Source organism: Shewanella sp. SM95, from assembly GCF_025653595.1.
Classification (GTDB): Bacteria; Pseudomonadota; Gammaproteobacteria; order Enterobacterales; family Shewanellaceae; genus Shewanella; species Shewanella oncorhynchi.
Window position 1 is genome coordinate 72,676 of sequence record NZ_JAKKSE010000003.1, and the last position, 16,246, is coordinate 88,921.

The 16,246-nt window shown below is 45.4% G+C and carries 11 protein-coding genes and 14 tRNA genes; 14 read left to right on the forward strand and 11 right to left on the reverse strand.

Annotated features, from left to right (window positions below; all coding sequences use genetic code 11):
* Window positions 1–119: 119 nt before the first annotated feature.
* The 10 genes from L5M29_RS05585 to L5M29_RS05630 all read right to left on the reverse strand — a co-directional run bounded on the left by L5M29_RS05585 (window position 120) and on the right by L5M29_RS05630 (window position 4,761).
* Window positions 120–1,517 carry a TRAP transporter large permease gene (locus L5M29_RS05585; protein ID WP_028761090.1) on the reverse strand — a complete coding sequence of 466 codons (1,398 nt, stop codon included), beginning with the start codon at window positions 1,515–1,517 and terminating at the stop codon, window positions 120–122.
* The gene (locus L5M29_RS05590) at window positions 1,517–2,173 is read right to left on the reverse strand and encodes a TRAP transporter small permease (protein WP_173497702.1); all 657 of its coding nucleotides are present in this window, start codon (window positions 2,171–2,173) and stop codon (window positions 1,517–1,519) included. The genes L5M29_RS05585 and L5M29_RS05590 overlap by 1 nt, the downstream gene beginning before the upstream one ends.
* Window positions 2,174–2,235: 62 nt before the next feature.
* On the reverse strand, window positions 2,236–3,255 hold the full coding sequence (locus tag L5M29_RS05595; RefSeq protein ID WP_113941003.1) for a TRAP transporter substrate-binding protein: 1,020 nt from the start codon (window positions 3,253–3,255) through the stop codon (window positions 2,236–2,238).
* 467 nt (window positions 3,256–3,722) lie between these two features.
* A complete protein-coding gene (locus tag L5M29_RS05600; protein ID WP_105252063.1) occupies window positions 3,723–3,953 on the reverse strand; it encodes a hypothetical protein in 231 nt (76 codons plus the stop codon).
* 167 nt (window positions 3,954–4,120) lie between these two features.
* Window positions 4,121–4,196, reverse strand: a tRNA-Val gene (locus tag L5M29_RS05605).
* Window positions 4,197–4,224: 28 nt separating this feature from the next.
* A tRNA-Val gene (locus L5M29_RS05610) sits at window positions 4,225–4,300 on the reverse strand.
* 28 nt (window positions 4,301–4,328) lie between these two features.
* Window positions 4,329–4,404: transfer RNA gene (locus tag L5M29_RS05615), tRNA-Val, on the reverse strand.
* 48 nt (window positions 4,405–4,452) lie between these two features.
* Window positions 4,453–4,528 (reverse strand) — tRNA-Val (locus tag L5M29_RS05620).
* 37 nt (window positions 4,529–4,565) lie between these two features.
* A tRNA-Val gene (locus tag L5M29_RS05625) sits at window positions 4,566–4,641 on the reverse strand.
* 44 nt (window positions 4,642–4,685) lie between these two features.
* A tRNA-Val gene (locus tag L5M29_RS05630) sits at window positions 4,686–4,761 on the reverse strand.
* 615 nt (window positions 4,762–5,376) lie between these two features.
* Between L5M29_RS05630 and gltX the strand changes: the two genes are divergently transcribed.
* The 9 genes from gltX (at window position 5,377) to L5M29_RS05675 (ending at window position 8,293) form a co-directional block, all read left to right on the forward strand.
* Window positions 5,377–6,786: a glutamate--tRNA ligase gene (gene gltX, locus L5M29_RS05635; protein ID WP_168824307.1), complete on the forward strand. Its 1,410-nt coding sequence runs from the start codon at window positions 5,377–5,379 to the stop codon at window positions 6,784–6,786.
* 105 nt (window positions 6,787–6,891) lie between these two features.
* Window positions 6,892–6,967 (forward strand) — tRNA-Ala (locus tag L5M29_RS05640).
* A gap of 63 nt (window positions 6,968–7,030) precedes the next feature.
* Window positions 7,031–7,106: transfer RNA gene (locus L5M29_RS05645), tRNA-Glu, on the forward strand.
* A gap of 104 nt (window positions 7,107–7,210) precedes the next feature.
* Window positions 7,211–7,286: transfer RNA gene (locus L5M29_RS05650), tRNA-Ala, on the forward strand.
* A 130-nt stretch (window positions 7,287–7,416) separates the two neighbouring features.
* Window positions 7,417–7,492: transfer RNA gene (locus L5M29_RS05655), tRNA-Glu, on the forward strand.
* A gap of 118 nt (window positions 7,493–7,610) precedes the next feature.
* A tRNA-Glu gene (locus L5M29_RS05660) sits at window positions 7,611–7,686 on the forward strand.
* A gap of 131 nt (window positions 7,687–7,817) precedes the next feature.
* Window positions 7,818–7,893 (forward strand) — tRNA-Glu (locus L5M29_RS05665).
* 131 nt (window positions 7,894–8,024) lie between these two features.
* A tRNA-Glu gene (locus tag L5M29_RS05670) sits at window positions 8,025–8,100 on the forward strand.
* Between the two features lie 117 nt (window positions 8,101–8,217).
* Window positions 8,218–8,293: transfer RNA gene (locus L5M29_RS05675), tRNA-Glu, on the forward strand.
* 587 nt (window positions 8,294–8,880) lie between these two features.
* On the opposite strand, the gene L5M29_RS05680 is transcribed toward L5M29_RS05675, so the two are convergent.
* Window positions 8,881–10,710, reverse strand: a complete 1,830-nt coding sequence (locus tag L5M29_RS05680) for an ABC transporter ATP-binding protein (RefSeq protein ID WP_263166649.1) — start codon at window positions 10,708–10,710, stop codon at window positions 8,881–8,883.
* Between the two features lie 172 nt (window positions 10,711–10,882).
* On the opposite strand from L5M29_RS05680, the gene L5M29_RS05685 reads away from it, so the two are divergent.
* The 5 genes from L5M29_RS05685 (at window position 10,883) to L5M29_RS05705 (ending at window position 16,155) form a co-directional block, all read left to right on the forward strand.
* Entirely contained in the window at window positions 10,883–12,580 is a 1,698-nt protein-coding gene (locus L5M29_RS05685) for an Ada metal-binding domain-containing protein (RefSeq protein WP_263166651.1), read from the forward strand.
* 104 nt (window positions 12,581–12,684) lie between these two features.
* Window positions 12,685–13,242: a methylated-DNA--[protein]-cysteine S-methyltransferase gene (locus tag L5M29_RS05690; protein ID WP_263166654.1), complete on the forward strand. Its 558-nt coding sequence runs from the start codon at window positions 12,685–12,687 to the stop codon at window positions 13,240–13,242.
* Between the two features lie 47 nt (window positions 13,243–13,289).
* Window positions 13,290–14,573, forward strand: a complete 1,284-nt coding sequence (locus L5M29_RS05695) for a DEAD/DEAH box helicase (RefSeq protein ID WP_263166656.1) — start codon at window positions 13,290–13,292, stop codon at window positions 14,571–14,573.
* 72 nt (window positions 14,574–14,645) lie between these two features.
* Window positions 14,646–15,116, forward strand: a complete 471-nt coding sequence (locus tag L5M29_RS05700; RefSeq protein WP_263166658.1) for a dual specificity protein phosphatase family protein — start codon at window positions 14,646–14,648, stop codon at window positions 15,114–15,116.
* 139 nt (window positions 15,117–15,255) lie between these two features.
* Window positions 15,256–16,155, forward strand: a complete 900-nt coding sequence (locus tag L5M29_RS05705) for a chemotaxis protein CheV (protein ID WP_028761082.1) — start codon at window positions 15,256–15,258, stop codon at window positions 16,153–16,155.
* The last annotated feature ends 91 nt before the right edge of the window (window positions 16,156–16,246 follow it).

Consider the following 16,246-nt stretch of genomic DNA (forward strand, 5'->3'; position numbering starts at 1 on the left):
CTGATAAAGCAACGGGATCAATAACTGATACTGCGCATAATAAAACAAAGCGAGCCTGACTAGGCTCGCTTAAAATCTATCTGTAATCAAGGGGTAATCTCACAACCTTGAATTGCAGACTAATATCCACGCATCGAATCCAACCATTCAGGTAAGAAGAGTGAAATCTGTGGTACGTAAGTAATCAGGGCTAAGAAGGCTAGCATCACGAGTAACCAAGGCAGAACCGACTGAATCACCCAACCAATACTGCGCCCCGTGATCCCCGCGGTGACAAAGAGATTGAGTCCCACCGGCGGCGTTAGCATACCGATCTCCATGTTTACGACCATTATGATACCTAAGTGGATAGGATCTATGCCTAATTGCGTTGCAATAGGGAACAGAATTGGCGCCATAATGAGTACAATCGCCGATGGCTCCATAAAGTTACCGGCAGCAAGCAACAGTAAGTTAACGATGATCAGGAATCCCCAGGCGGGTAAACCCATGCTAACAATATACTCAGCAATAATGTGAGGGATACGTTCTGTGGTTAATACATGCGCAAATAGCATAGCGTTAGCTATGATAAACAGCAGCATGATACTGACCTTAGCACCATCGCGCACAACATGACGTATGTCTTTGTCGATAGGCGTTTTAATCAGTCCTAAGAACATATGACCTAAGTTACGCGCAGTTGCTTTGGCTAAGTTTTCACCTTGATTACGCCATGCCACGTCTTTTAATGGCCCGATATCACGGTAGCCAAATACCGCAATAAGGTAAGCATATACACAAGCCACAGCTGATGCTTCGGTTGGGCTAGCGACGCCACCATAGATAGAGCCTAATACGATAAAGATGAGTGCTAATCCACCCATTGCCTTGGCACTTGAAATCCCCAGTTGTTTAACGCCAGGAAAAGGACGTGAGGGCAAGTTTTTAAAGCGGGCAACGATATAAATGACGATCATCAATATAAATCCCATCATTAAACCTGGGATTAAGCCTGCCATAAACATTTTTGCAGCCGACACTTCAGTTGCTGCGGCATACACTAACATGACGATTGAAGGTGGGATCAAAATCCCGAGAGTGCCAGAGGTCGTGATCACGCCTGCAGCAAATTTTTCGGGATAACCTGCTTTTACCATGCCGACTATGACGATAGAACCAATTGCCGCAACAGTCGCAGGAGATGATCCAGAAACCGCAGCAAACAGCATACACGCCATAACGGATGCCATTGCTAATCCACCACGGACATGTCCAATACTGTCCATGGCAAAATCGATAATCCGTCTAGCGACACCACCCGTTGATAGGAAGGCGGATGACAGAATAAAGAAGGGGATAGCGAGTAAAGTGTAATGCTCTGATGAAGACTCATACAGCTTGAGTGCAACTGAAGCTAAGGAGTCATTCGAGAACAATAAAATCGTCAGCATGCTGGAAAAACCTAATGCGATAGCGATAGGCATACCGAGAAACATACATACGAATAGGGCGGTAAATAGGGTTGCAATAGCCATTATTTAGCCTCCTTTTGGTCAGAGACTGGATCTACTTTAGCGTTTTTAGCGCTCTCATCGATTAAATGCATACTTTCTTTCGCTTCATCGGCAAATTGGAAGCCTGAGACTTGGTCACGCAGAATGGCGATAAAGAGTTCGACGAAACGCCAAGTCAACATAAAAAAGCCAATGATTAAAATACTTTGAGATAACCAAATCGGTATTGCGCCATCTTCAATATCTATTTTTAAAGTGTTCCAAGCAAAATCTGGATCGAGGCTTTTTAATATAAATTGTGGGAAATGAATGTCTTCCATAGGCAAACCGATTTGATACATCTGGCTTAAGTAATCCCAACTGCCTTTTAAAAAGAGTCCGCAATAGACGATACAAACAAAGGCGGTAATAAGAGATACTATCTTTTTAGCCTTTGGCGCTAAATTTTTAACAAACGCATCGACACCAATATGGGCACCGACTTTAACCCCATAGGACATACCAAATAACACAAACCAACCGCAAAAGGTTAATGTAAGTTCTTGGATCCAAAGAAAACCCGTGTTGAAGAAGAAGCGAGCGACGACTTCTGAAAACACTAACAGCGTCATCAGAGTGATCAATAAATTGAGCACACCTTCTTCAATATAACCAAATATTCGCGATATCACAGCCATAATCCCCTCGCTGAAATGGCCGCTTAAGCTCGGTTGAGCTTAAGCGGCTATCATCATCATTATTATTTATTTGCAGCTACAGCAGCATCAATCACATCTTTACCGATTTGATCTTCAAACTTAGCCCAAACAGGTTTCATTACCTCAACCCATTTTTGACGTTCAGCAGGAGACAGAGTTACTAACTGTGAACGTTTAGAATCAAGGATTAACTGTTTGTCTTCATTGTCTTTTTCAGCGGCAATCTTGTTACCTAATGCGATAGATTCGTCTAAAGCTTCTTTGATGATCTTACGTTTGTCAGCAGGTAGACCTTTCCAGAAAGTGTCAGAGGTCACGACCATATAGTCGAGAACACCGTGATTACTTTCAGTGATTTGGCTTTGCACTTCATAGAACTTTTGTGAATAAGTATTTGACCAAGTGTTTTCTTGACCATCGATAGCGCGGGTTTGAAGTAGGGTAAATACTTCAGAGAAAGGTTTTTTCACAGGGATTGCACCAACAGCATCAAACTGGGCTGCTAGAACATCAGATGCCATAACGCGGAATTTCAAGCCTTTTGCATCAGCAGGATTTTTAAGTGGTGTGTTAGATGAGAACTGTTTCATACCATTGTGTAAATAACCCAGACCGACAATTCCTTTACGGCTCATGGAGTTCAGTAATGTTTGACCAGCTTCACCTTGTTGGAAACGGTTCACGGCATCCATATCATTGAATAGGAAAGGTAAATCGAATATTTGTAGACGTTTAGTGTAACGCTCAAACTTTGAGAGTGAAGGCGCGACAAATTGTACGTCGTTTAACAGCAGTGCCGCTAGTTCGTTGTTATCCCCAAATAACTGTGAGCTAGGAAATACACTGACTTTGTATTCACCTGGTAAACGTTGTTCAACGAGTTCTTTAAATTTAAGTGCCATTTGGCCTTTAGGTGTGTTTTCTGCCACAACGTGCGAAAACTTAATTTCAATCGGTTCTGCAAATACGTTAAAACTGGTCGCAAATACGGAGGCAACAGCGAGCATTTTGACTAAGGTTTTGAGTGGACGGGTCAATCCAGTTTGTTGATTCAATATCATCTTGAGTTCCTTTTTCTGTTGTTAGGATTTGTCCTCAGTCTTGGTTAGTTTGTTACCAAGTTTGAGTAGGAATACAGCCTTGATTTCCCTGAGGTCTGTCTTACTAAAGGCAAATAGCACGCCAACTTACACTGGCTTCTGTAAGTGTTTGGTTACTAAAGTGTAGTTCATTTGATGTTTGTCACACTTTTAGTTTGGTGGGTGAGATCTCGCTCACAGTGATTTTGTGTTTGGGTGGAAACCCACCCATAGTGAAGAGCGGCCCCAAATTGACGGCTCTTGTCGTTGCAGATAAATTAAACAAACTTAGTTATTTTGAGATCAAAAAAAGCCGTAAAAGTATGCGATATAACGACAAATATTGTGGTGGGTTGCTTTAGGAGAAGAAGTGTAGGTGAGATGTGAAGTCTATGGAGGTTAAGTCGATAGCTATCGTAGTCAATCAAGACACAATTCATTTGATGCTGTTAGTCATCCTCTAAAAGAATACGTTTAAGGATAGCATCGCTAGGTAACAAGGCTAAATGGCCTTGTTCATCAAAGTACCAACCGGTAATAAAGCCTTTTTGGCGCATGCTGACGAGATTATGCATGACTTCCCGCGCTTCTTTTAGAGCTGTTTGCTCATCGCAGGCGTGGGTATGCTTTAAATAAGTGGCGATATTGGCAAGAGAAGCGGATTGACTGACGCTGGCCATAATGTAGATCTCCAAAAATGCTAAAGCAGAATGAAATCAGGCTGAGTGTCGATAGTGCTTAGTATTTAACGAAATATAAAATGCCGAACAGTACAATTTATCACTCGCTGATTGAGATCAAGCATAGTTGAGTGAGCACGTGGGTAAAGTTTATTGGGGGAGAAATATGGTGGTCGCTACTGGGCTCGAACCAGTGACCCCCTCCTTGTAAGGGAGGTGCTCTCCCAGCTGAGCTAAGCGACCTGGGATATAACGTGTGTGTTGCAGAATATGGTGGTCGCTACTGGGCTCGAACCAGTGACCCCCTCCTTGTAAGGGAGGTGCTCTCCCAGCTGAGCTAAGCGACCTGGGATATAACATGTGTATTGCAGAATGTGGTGGTCGCTACTGGGCTCGAACCAGTGACCCCCTCCTTGTAAGGGAGGTGCTCTCCCAGCTGAGCTAAGCGACCTGGGCATTCTTAAACTACACAATTTTTAAGTCATTTTTCACTAAAGAATGGTGGTCGCTACTGGGCTCGAACCAGTGACCCCCTCCTTGTAAGGGAGGTGCTCTCCCAGCTGAGCTAAGCGACCTGGGAATGACTTTTACACATTAATACATTAAGTTATATGGTGGTCGCTACTGGGCTCGAACCAGTGACCCCCTCCTTGTAAGGGAGGTGCTCTCCCAGCTGAGCTAAGCGACCTGGGATATAACATTTTGTATGCCATAATTTCTTTGTAGAAAATATGGTGGTCGATACTGGGCTCGAACCAGTGACCCCCTCCTTGTAAGGGAGGTGCTCTCCCAGCTGAGCTAATCGACCTCGCTGTGTGGAGCCGTATTATAGGGAGGTTCGATCTAGTGTCAACGCTTTTTAGTGAAAAAAGCATTGGTCGCGCTATTTTTGTCCACATTGGCTTAATGCTAATCACGCCGCCGATCAAAGTGTTATTTAATTCGCCAGTCAATGGTACGTAATTTGGACGCTCGCGATTAAATACGAGTTGAACTCATCCCATTCACCGGATTTTTTTGTGGTAAAAGTGCTGAGGAAGTGAGTGATTTATAAAAATTAGCGCACTACGCACTAATAGTATGAGTGCATTGATAGTGTATAGATGCGCGTGTTCGATGGCGCAGATATTTATAATCGAAGGAATATAGGTGTAGAGATTTAGGGGTTGGAATATAAAGCCTGAAAAATCATCTCAAGTGTTAGCATTCATCAATGGTGGCGATAGCAATAGTGCCACCTTTATATATCGCTTTATATTGGCTTCCCTATAAAAGGGAGGGATTCGCGACACGATTTAACCAGATAAGTGATACTGTGAAGCTTGTCCCATTTGCAGCGCCTGCTTTGACTGTTAGAATAAGCCCACTTTTTTTATCGTGATTGTCTTTATCTAGACGACTTTATATAGGTTAGTGTCCCATTATGACAACTAAGACGCGTTTTGCCCCTAGTCCTACCGGTTTCTTGCATGTTGGTGGTGCCCGTACTGCACTTTATTCTTGGTTACAAGCCCGTGCAAATAACGGTGAGTTTGTATTACGTATTGAAGACACTGATATTGAGCGTTCGACTCAAGCCGCTTGCGATGCGATTTTAGAAGGCATGAACTGGCTAGGTTTGACATGGGACGAGGGCCCATATTACCAAACTAAGCGTTTTGACCGTTATAACGAAATCATTGCTCAAATGTTAGAAAAGGGCACAGCGTATAAATGTTACTGTTCACGTGAGCGAATCGATGCCTTAAGAGAATCACAGGCCGCTAACGGTGAAGCACAAAAGTATGATGGTTGCTGTCGCGACTTACCCGCTCGCGAGACTGATGAACCATTTGTGGTGCGTTTTAAAAATCCAATCGGTGGTTCAGTGGTATTTGATGACCATGTTCGTGGTCGGATTGAATTTTCTAACGAGGCATTAGATGACTTGATCATCGCCCGTACCGACGGCGTGCCAACCTATAACTTCTGTGTGGTGGTTGACGATTGGGATATGGGGATCACTTGTGTGGTGCGTGGTGAAGATCATATCAACAATACCCCGCGTCAAATCAACATTCTTAAAGCATTAGGGGCGCCGATCCCAGAATATGCACACGTATCTATGATTCTAGGTGATGACGGCGCTAAGTTGTCTAAGCGCCATGGCGCTGTTAGCGTAATGCAGTACCGTGACGATGGCTATTTACCAGAAGCACTGCTGAACTATTTAGTGCGTTTAGGTTGGTCACATGGCGACCAAGAGATTTTTTCATTAGAAGAAATGAAGCAATTCTTTAAGTTGAGTGACATCAACAAAGCCGCTTCTGCTTTTAATACCGATAAACTGGTGTGGTTGAACCAACACTATATAAAGAGCCTAGATCCAGAATATGTGGCAACACACTTACAATGGCACATGGACGATCAAAAAATTGATCTGTCAAATGGCCCTGCATTAGCTGAAGTGGTCACTGCATTAGCTGAGCGCGCTAAGACTCTAAAAGAGTTAGCCGCATCTAGCCGCTATTTCTATGAAGATTTTGCTGAGTTTGATGAAGCACAGGCGAAAAAGCATTTACGCGGTGTTGCGTTAGAGCCATTGCAACTGGTGCAACAGAAATTATCGGCATTAACTGAGTGGACAGCTGAAGCTATTCATCAGGCAATTGAAGATACTGCGACTGAATTAGATGTGGGTATGGGTAAGGTCGGTATGCCTTTACGTGTTGCAGTAACAGGGGCAGGGCAGTCTCCAGGCTTAGATATCACACTATTTTTAATTGGAAGAAGCCGTTCTGAGCAAAGAATATCCAAAGCGATTGAATTTGTAGCAGATAGAATAAATTCCTAAAAAAACGAGTTGACACTTTTAGGTGCGCTGCATAGAATGCGCCACGCAGTTGAGACACAGTCGAGCAAATGCTTGCGGTGCACTTAAATGTAGTTCGATAGGTTTGGGGTTATAGCTCAGCTGGGAGAGCGCTTGCATGGCATGCAAGAGGTCCACGGTTCGATCCCGTGTAGCTCCACCAAACTTACCGTAGATGTTAAACGGGAACCTTTTCTAGTGAAAAGTTCAAATTAATATGTCCAGGGTCCCCTTCGTCTAGAGGCCTAGGACACCGCCCTTTCACGGCGGTAACAGGGGTTCGAATCCCCTAGGGGATACCAAATATTGGTTCCTAGCAAATAACTAACGTGTTGTTTGGTAAGAACAAAATCTAAATTTCTGCTGATACATATACTGCTAAAGTTAGCTGTGTTGACAAAAATTTGGGGCTATAGCTCAGCTGGGAGAGCGCTTGCATGGCATGCAAGAGGTCCACGGTTCGATCCCGTGTAGCTCCACCAATTTACTGCCTTATTAAGCAGAAACGAAAGTTTAAATTAATACACCCAAGGCACACTTTGCTACCTAGAAGAGTGCCTATGATACCGTAGATGTTAAACGGGAACGTTAAGTTCAAATTAATATGTCCGGGTCCCCTTCGTCTAGAGGCCTAGGACACCGCCCTTTCACGGCGGTAACAGGGGTTCGAATCCCCTAGGGGATACCACATTTTGGTTCCTAGCAAATAACTAACGTGTTGTTTGGTAAGAACAAGGCATTTGCTTCCTAGCCTACTGAAGCGAATGTGTTACAAAGCTCGGTTACGAGTTAAAACATAAGTCCGGGTCCCCTTCGTCTAGAGGCCTAGGACACCGCCCTTTCACGGCGGTAACAGGGGTTCGAATCCCCTAGGGGATACCATCTATATTTTATAGAGAGTGGTTCCTAGCAAATAACTAACGAGTTGTTTGGTAAGAACAAGGCATTTGCTTCCTAGCCTACTGAAGTGAATGTGTTACAAAACTCGGTTACGAGTTAAATCATAAGTCCGGGTCCCCTTCGTCTAGAGGCCTAGGACACCGCCCTTTCACGGCGGTAACAGGGGTTCGAATCCCCTAGGGGATACCATCTATATTTTATAGAGAGTGGTTCCTAGCAAATAACTAACGAGTTGTTTGGTAAGAACGAGACATTTGCTTCCTAGCCTACTGAAGTGAATGTGTTACAAAGCTCGGTTACGAGTTAAAACATAAGTCCGGGTCCCCTTCGTCTAGAGGCCTAGGACACCGCCCTTTCACGGCGGTAACAGGGGTTCGAATCCCCTAGGGGATACCACATTTTGGTTCCTAGCAAATAACTACGTGTTGTTTGGTAAGAACAAGGCATTTGCTTCCTAGCCTACTGAAGTGAATGTGTTACAATGCTCGGTTACGAGTTAAATCATAAGTCCGGGTCCCCTTCGTCTAGAGGCCTAGGACACCGCCCTTTCACGGCGGTAACAGGGGTTCGAATCCCCTAGGGGATACCAATTTTAATCAAGGTTTATCGAAACTTTGATTAAAGACAATAAACCACCTCAAGGTGGTTTTTTTGTGTCTAAATTTTGAGTATTAAATTGAGATCTCCCCGATTCATTTACGAGTCATACGCCCCGAGTTATTTGCCGAATTTACCCAACAATTCAAACCATCCACATTAAGATAAATAATGCTTCGAGAGGCTTACTTCGTGTGGTGAAGTCATTCTGTTCAATCGTGTGATAAAGATTATCGAAGCGTTTTCCTGCTTAACCTTGCGCTAATCCATGGCTAAAACTTACCTTTCGGATTATTCAGTGTGTTGGCACTTTGAATGCTGCCACTTTCAATACTGATAAGTTGAATCGTTAAGCGCGGTTTATCTCTTGTTTCCAATCGTTCAACGAGTGCAATATGAAGTGAGCCGTTCTCACGACAGCTATTGTGATAGATGAATAGCGTATTGCTGCGGTGAATATGCGGGCGAGTGTAAGAGTGAAGCTTTGCGGGAAGAGGGCAGAATTAGGCGGAAACTTATTTGAGATAAAAAAGGCGACACTCACTGCTGAGTGTCACCTTTAGTCATCTCACCTTTGGCTTAGTCTACACCTAAGAATCCACCGGTTTGGTGGGCCCATAATTGAGCATAAATACCGCCTGCGGCGATGAGTTCATGGTGCGTGCCTTGCTCAACGACTCGGCCTTGATCTAATACAATTAACCTGTCCATCGCGGCAATAGTAGAAAGTCGATGGGCAATTGCGATCACTGTCTTGCCTTGCATTAATTCATACAAACTTTCTTGGATTGCAGCTTCGACTTCGGAATCTAGCGCAGATGTGGCTTCATCAAGCAGTAAAATGGGCGCATTTTTCAATAAAACTCGCGCGATGGCGATACGCTGTCTTTGGCCACCAGAGAGTTTTACGCCGCGTTCACCCACTTGGGCATCTAAGCCATGATTACCGTTAGGATCACTGAGTTCCTGAATAAAGTCATAGGCTTGAGCTTGTTTAATCGCGCGATCAAGTTGCTCTTCACTGGCACTGGGATTGCCGTAAAGAATATTCTCGCGAATGGTGCGGTGCAAGAGGGAGGTATCTTGGGTCACCATGCCAATTTGCGAACGCAGTGAATCTTGCATAACCATCTTGATGTCTTGGTCGTCAATATTAATCTGACCTTTTTCAACATCGTAGAATCGCATTAGTAGATTCACTAGGGTCGATTTACCTGCGCCAGAACGCCCCACTAAGCCAACTTTTTCACCTGCTTTAATATTCAAATTCAGATCTTCAATCACGCCAGTCTGCTCACCGTAATGGAAACACACTTGGTTGAAATCAATCTTGCCATGATTGACGACCAGCGCCTTGGCGTTTGGCTCATCTTGGATGATCGTTGTTTTCGATAAGGTGTTCATTCCATCGGTAACCGTGCCGATATTTTCGAATAACGAACTGATTTCCCACATTATCCACTGTGACATGCCGTTTAAGCGCAGTGCTAAACTGACCGCAATGGCGATGGCGCCGACCGTGATTGCGCTATCGGTCCATAGGGCTATCGATACTGCTGCAATACTAAAGGCCAACAGATAGTTGATGATTTGCACGCTGACGCTGATGCCCGTCACTAAGCGCATTTGGCGATAAACCGTGTCTAAAAATATCCGCATACTGGATTTGGCGTATTCGGCTTCTTTTTGCGTGTGGGCGAATAGCTTCACTGTGGTGATGTTGGTATAGCTGTCGACGATACGGCCTGTCATGGTTGAGCGCGCATCTGCTTGCTCGGTAGAGACACTTTTTAGTCTAGGCACAAAGTACCATTGCAGACCAACATACAGTGCAAGCCAGACGAGCATAGGTATGACTAAGCGCAGATCAGCGCTGGCAATCATCACCAGCATTGAGGTGAAATACACTAAAATGTATACCAACACATCGAGCAATTTCATCACCGTTTCGCGCACGGCTAAGGATGTTTGCATCACTTTCGTGGCGATTCTGCCAGCAAAATCATCTTGATAAAACGATACACTTTGTTTTAGCAAATAACGGTGTGCAAGCCAGCGGATCGACATAGGATAATTGCCGAGCAAGGTTTGATGCATGATAAGCGCATGCAGTAATACCAATATTGGCATCACAATTATCACCATACCTCCCATCAGCATTAAGGTCGTGCCTTCGTCTTGGAATAAGGTTTTGGGATTTTTTTTCACCAGCCAATCAACTAATTGGCCCATGAATCCGAATAGTGACACTTCAAGCATGGCCAGCATGGCGGTCAGCACTGACATTAAGATCAGCGGCAGTTCGTAGCCTTTAGTGTAGTGGCGGCAAAAAGCATAAACCCCTGTGGGTGGCTTAGTCGGTTCATCATCGGGGAGGGCTTCAACCCAAGATTCAAATCGTTTAAACATGAATTAACTCTATGGTGAGATAAAAAATAGTCGCGTATAGCATATAGGATTTCATTCCCTAAAAGCATTGAAATGATTGAGTTCCGTTTTCCGCTAGTGCTACATGCTAGTTTTACGTAAAGTAATGAACAAGAAATTAATTGTGAGCGAATATTGTCGGGCGTGATGAAAAATGAGTACAGATAGAGCGTCTGAGAGTGCGATTAAGCGTGATGAAATAGACTCAGTGCATTCACTGGAGTCCAGTGCGGGGCAACTTTCTGCGTCTATTTGCCGTGAGGCGAGGATGAGCCGCGATCCGCGTTTTGATGGTAAGTTTTTTGTGGGCGTATTAACGACGGGCATTTATTGCCGTACCGTGTGTCCCGCCGTCGCGCCAAAAGAGCAGAATGTGCGTTATTTTGGTTCGGCCGTGAAAGCCGCACAGGCTGGATTACGCCCGTGTTTGCGTTGTCGGCCCGACAGTGCGCCAGGTTCAAATCCGTGGAAAGGCACTGGCACAACGTTGGCGAGGGCCATTAGTTTAATTGAAGCGGGCGCATTAGCGGGGAAATCATCGGGAGAGCCAGCGTCGACTGTGACACAATTGGCTGACAGATTAGGGATAAGCAGTCGTTATCTCAATAAGCTCTTTACCGAAGGTTTTGGCACTTCGCCTAAACAATATGCCTTATACCGGCAGTTACTGTTTGCAAAACAACTGCTACATCAAACCCAATTACCTATCACCCAAGTCGCGTTGGCGGCGGGTTTTAACAGTATTCGCCGTTTCAATGAGGCATTTAAGCAAACCTTACAATTGACGCCAACGCAATTAAGAAAGACCGCTTTAACTAAGGCGGCAAAGGAGCAGGATATTGATTCATCAACAGGATTCGGTGAAATTGATACTTTGGGTGAATTTGTGCCGCACTATGGATTAACCCTATATCAATACTATCGACCCCCATTGGATTGGGCATCGCAGCTGGCATTTTATCGCTTACGTGCGGTGACGGGGATGGAATGGTTCACGCCGCAAGTCAGTCATCCACAAGCGAGCGATGCAGTTCAGATTGCAGATGAAACGAACCTTGCCGCTGAAGCCAAAGCTGATGATAACGGGCTCGAATATGGTCGCTGTTTTGCCATAGGCAAGATGCGCGGCACAGTGCAAATTATCCATGAGCCTAAGCTGAATCGCTTCAAACTTGCGATTGCTTTGACCGAAGATTCCGCCGTTGATGAGCTGCAATTGCTGGTCACTGAGGTGCGACGCATTTTAGATCTCGATGCGGATATGCAGCAGATTGAGCAAGGTTTAAGTACGCTGCCGAGTTTAGGTTTAATGCCGTTTTCGGGATTGCGCATTCCTGGCGCAGGATCTTTGTTTGAAGCGGTTTGCCGCGCGATCTTGGGTCAGCAAGTGACTGTCGTGCAGGCGACTAAGCTACTGAATATATTGGTTGAAGCCTATGGTGAGCGCTTTAGTCTCAATGGTTGCGAGTATCGTTTATTTCCTACACCTGAGGCCATTCGTGAGGCGAGTCTAACTGAGCTAAAAATGCCCGGCGCTCGTAAGTTAGCCCTCAATGCGCTCGCGGCGTTTATCTGTGATCATCCTGAGGCGAGTGTCGAGGATTGGCTCAGCGTTAAGGGCATAGGTCCTTGGACAATCGCGTATGCTAAGCTCCGCGGTTTGGGCGATCCCAATGTGTTTTTGCATACCGATTTGATTGTTAAAAAGCATTTATTGGCCTTATATATCAAGAACAATAAGTTAGATGAAACGGCAGCAGCGGCAGTGAGCTATCCCAAATTGTGCGAGCAGCTGAGTCAACAAATTGCCCCGTGGGGCAGTTACTTAACCTTTCAGCTCTGGCATCAATAACCATCAAGCCGCCTTATATTGAACTGCCAGTTTAAAAAGATGAGTTAGCAGTTCAGTTAAGTACCAAATTAAGATCAAACAAAGAGCAAACGAAGAGACAGATTATGAAACATGCAATTCGTCAATTGAGCCAAGCGCCAAGCATTGCAGAATATCAACCCTGCGCCGTGGATACGTTTGTCAGTCCTGCCGGAATATTACAGTTAAATGCCAATGCCTATGGGCTGAGCCATTTAACCGTTGTCGGCTCGGATCGCACTGAGATTACGCTTGCCAAGGCGAGTGAGGATGCCCTCAATCAAGCTAAGGCGCATATTCGCGAAACTCAGACGCAGCTTGCGAATTACTTTGCGGGTGAGCGGGTTGAATTTGATTTAAAGCTCGCGCCCAAGGGCACTGAATTTCAGCGCGACGTATGGCAAGCCTTGCTCAATTTAGATTACGGCCAGAGCTGCAGTTATGGGCAGATTGCCGAGCAAATCGGTCGGCCTAAGGCAGTGCGCGCCGTGGGCGCGGCCAATGGCGCCAATCCCATTGCGATTATTGTGCCTTGCCATAGAGTAATAGGCAAAAATGGCAAGTTAACGGGTTACGCCTACGGGCTTGCGATGAAACAGCAGTTGTTAACGCTGGAAACTGACAAGCACTGCCTCGATATTTAAGCTAGAATAGCCGCCTATTAAGATATTGGTGAGCAGTTAAACTTTCTATGACTCAGGCTTCTTCCTCTGCGGCAAGCTTTGCCCAACTCGGCATTATTGCACCTTTGCTAAATCGACTAACCGAATTAGCGTATGTTTCGCCCACACCAGTACAGGCGGCGACGATTCCCGCTGTGCTCGCTGGGCGGGATGTGTTAGCCGGCGCCAATACGGGCTCGGGTAAAACGGCAGCCTTTGCCGTGCCGCTGTTGCAGCAACTTGTTGAAGCAAAAACAGACGATAAGACAGGCGCTTATGTTCGTTGTTTGGTCTTAGTACCAACCCGTGAATTAGCCCAGCAAGTCGCAGACAGCTTTTTGTCCTATGCTTCGCATTTGAATGGCAAGCTAAAAATTGTCGCCGCGTTTGGCGGTGTGTCAGTCAATGCGCAAATGCAGAGCCTACGCGCTGGTGCTGACGTATTAGTGGCAACGCCGGGTCGTTTGTTAGATCTGTTGTCCAGCAATGCCATCAAACTTAACCGCGTTAGTGCCTTAGTGCTCGATGAAGCCGACCGCATGTTAAGCCTTGGTTTTACAGAAGAATTAGCCCAAGTACTCGATGCGTTGCCCGTCAAGAAACAAACCTTATTATTCTCAGCGACATTCCCTGAAGAAGTCCGCGAATTAACGGCAAAACTGCTGAATGATCCGCTTGAATATCAATTTCAAAGTGAACAAGAAAGCACGATTCATCAACGGGTGATTACCGTTAATCGTCCGATGAAAACCGCATTATTGGCGCATCTGATTAAAGAACATCAGTGGTCACAGGCGTTGATTTTTGTGAGTGCCAAAAATACCTGTAATCATTTAGCGCAAAAATTGTCTAAACGTGGGATCAGTGCCGAAGTCTTCCATGGCGATAAAGCCCAAGGCGCACGTACGCGAGTGCTCGATGGGTTTAAAAATGGTGAGATCAGTGTGTTAATCGCCACTGACATTGCCGCCCGTGGTATCGATATCGATAAACTGCCTGTGGTGATCAACTTTGATTTACCAAGAAGCCCAGCGGATTATATGCATCGCATTGGCCGTAGTGGCCGCGCCGGTGAAGCGGGCTTAGCTGTGACCTTGATTTCCCATGAGGATTATCACCACTTTGGCGTGATAGAGAAAAAGAACAAGCTTAAGTTAGTGCGTGAGCAAATTGTCGGTTTTGAAGCCGATGACGAAATGCCAGCCGAACTGTTAGAACAAGCTAAACCTGTCGCCAAGCCCGAAGGTTCGGGTAAAAAAAAACGTAAACAGTTACCGCCTGCCAATGCTGAATTTTGGGGTAAAAAATCTTAAGTCGTTGGAAACAAGCTATTCTTAGCTTATCTCTGGCGTCCCTTGTCATCTCACTTGTCGTAGGTAAGGTTTATGCAACACTTATTCTGGTTAGTTGAAGGTAAAGTCGCAGGGCGCAGTGGTCCCAATAAAGATCCTTGGGATTTGCAGGCGCTTAAAGAGGCCGGTATTGGTGCCATTCTATCGGTCAATGGGGGCGAAGGCTGTGAGCCTAGCACCTTTAAAAAGCTCGATTTACGTTACGAATGTATTCCCTTTTCGCGCAATGTGCCGCCCCAAGATGGGGATGTGGCGATTTGTGTCGCTCAATTGCCCAAGGCATTAGCTTTTATTCAGCAGTGTGAAGCCGATGGATTACCTGTGGTGATCCATTGCCGCTCGGGTAAGGATCGCACCAGTCTTATCATGGCCTATTACTTGATGGTCAATGGTGCAGCGCCATTACATGCGGTGAGCCAAGTTCGTAATATTCGCGATATTGCTTTTACTGCCGAAGGTTGGGATCAATTCGCCTTTGATGTCTTGTATGCATTGCAAGACTAAGTATTTGTCGGTGATTGGCGTCGAACCTATTAATAAATAGGTAATAATAGTTTCATTCGTTTGACCTTAGTCATCAAAATTTTACTGTGTTAAGGTTAAGCTATCCGAAGGTTGTTTTTAGTGAGTTATTTATCTAATTATGAAAAGTAAGGCAAGTCAGTCACAGGGATTACTACTGTTTCGGTTATCACAGACTCAAGTGTTTGCCTTAGGCACGTTGAAAGTGCGTGAGCTGGTGCCGTACACACAGCTAAGCAAAATTCCCCAATCTCATCCGACGATTCTTGGCGCTTCAACGATTCGTGGCCATACGATTCCTATCATCGATATGGCGGCTGCGATTGGCTATCGGCCGATAGCCCCTGAAGAGCGCGAAAAATGCTACATCATCATCACTGACTGTCAGCGGATGATCATTGGCTTTTTAGTGCGCGGTATCGATAAGATTATTGAATGTAATTGGCGCGATATTGAGGCGCCTTCTGCCAATTTGGGCAAGAATGCTTACTTGACTGGCGTGACTCGTTTTGAGGACCAGTTAGTACAATTGCTCGATGTTGAGTTATTGCTGTCGAAAATTTTCCCGAATAACCCACAGGCAAATCGGGCAATCTTGACCGATGTGCAGCGTGAGAAACTCAAACCCATGAATATCCTGTTAGTGGATGATTCTAAGGTGGCACGTAAGCAGTTATCCGACGCCCTTGATATGATCAACATCCCTTATCGAGTGACCGCCGACGGTAAAGAAGCCTTAGTCATGATGGAACAAGCGGCACTAGAGCATCATCCCATAGATATTCTGGTGAGTGATATCGAGATGCCGGGACTGGATGGTTACGAACTGGCATTTGAGGTGCGTGATAATCCACTGACTGCCAAGGCCTACATCATTTTACACACGTCTTTATCCAGCGAAATAAGCGTGAGTCAGGCCCACCAAGTGGGGGCAAATGAAGCGCTGACTAAGTTCGATGCCCACGAGTTGATTGATGCCATGTTGCGTGGTGCCGATTTAGCCATGAAGCAGCGCCAATAAGGCGCTTGTTAGTTTTTTGTATGCTTTTTGCGGGACAAGGGTAATTTAGTTAGCTTATTTCCCCGCAAAACTAGACAAGTCTAGTCACATC

What these genes read in the sequence shown, in the direction of transcription:
- L5M29_RS05585 (WP_028761090.1), bottom strand. Translation starts at nt 1,517, where the DNA reads ATGGCTATTGCAACCCTATTTACCGCCCTATTCGTATGTATGTTTCTC.
- L5M29_RS05590 (WP_173497702.1), bottom strand. Translation starts at nt 2,173, where the DNA reads ATGGCTGTGATATCGCGAATATTTGGTTATATTGAAGAAGGTGTGCTC.
- L5M29_RS05595 (WP_113941003.1), bottom strand. Translation starts at nt 3,255, where the DNA reads ATGATATTGAATCAACAAACTGGATTGACCCGTCCACTCAAAACCTTA.
- L5M29_RS05600 (WP_105252063.1), bottom strand. Translation starts at nt 3,953, where the DNA reads ATGGCCAGCGTCAGTCAATCCGCTTCTCTTGCCAATATCGCCACTTAT.
- gltX (WP_168824307.1), top strand. Translation starts at nt 5,377, where the DNA reads ATGACAACTAAGACGCGTTTTGCCCCTAGTCCTACCGGTTTCTTGCAT.
- L5M29_RS05680 (WP_263166649.1), bottom strand. Translation starts at nt 10,710, where the DNA reads ATGTTTAAACGATTTGAATCTTGGGTTGAAGCCCTCCCCGATGATGAA.
- L5M29_RS05685 (WP_263166651.1), top strand. Translation starts at nt 10,883, where the DNA reads ATGAGTACAGATAGAGCGTCTGAGAGTGCGATTAAGCGTGATGAAATA.
- L5M29_RS05690 (WP_263166654.1), top strand. Translation starts at nt 12,685, where the DNA reads ATGAAACATGCAATTCGTCAATTGAGCCAAGCGCCAAGCATTGCAGAA.
- L5M29_RS05695 (WP_263166656.1), top strand. Translation starts at nt 13,290, where the DNA reads ATGACTCAGGCTTCTTCCTCTGCGGCAAGCTTTGCCCAACTCGGCATT.
- L5M29_RS05700 (WP_263166658.1), top strand. Translation starts at nt 14,646, where the DNA reads ATGCAACACTTATTCTGGTTAGTTGAAGGTAAAGTCGCAGGGCGCAGT.
- L5M29_RS05705 (WP_028761082.1), top strand. Translation starts at nt 15,256, where the DNA reads ATGAAAAGTAAGGCAAGTCAGTCACAGGGATTACTACTGTTTCGGTTA.